Consider the following 278-nt stretch of genomic DNA (forward strand, 5'->3'; position numbering starts at 1 on the left):
GGCACGCAGATGCGCTCCGAGCTGCCCAGATGTATTACTTGCAGGACCTGACCATGAACGCGATCGCCCGGGAACTCCGGACATCCCGCTCCACGGTGTCCAGGCTCCTGTCCTCCGCCAGGGAAACCGGCCTGGTGCAGGTCCAGATCAGGAGTCCTTTTGACACAGGTCCTGAGCTGGAAAGCCAGATCCGCAGCCAATTCGGCGTCGACGTCCACGTCGTTCCCGTACTGGACACGCTGAACGAAGCAGAGACGTTGGACCGCGTGGCCATGCAG

The 278-nt window shown here is 62.2% G+C and carries 1 protein-coding gene; it reads left to right on the top strand.

Annotation, left to right across the window (positions count from 1 at the left end):
• On the top strand, positions 1 to 278 hold a 278-nt coding region (locus SB679_RS23935; protein ID WP_410704739.1), incomplete at both ends, for a MarR family transcriptional regulator.

Origin of the sequence: Chryseobacterium sp. SIMBA_029, assembly GCF_046535275.1 — a bacterium.
Taxonomy (GTDB): Bacteria; Bacteroidota; Bacteroidia; order Flavobacteriales; family Weeksellaceae; genus Chryseobacterium.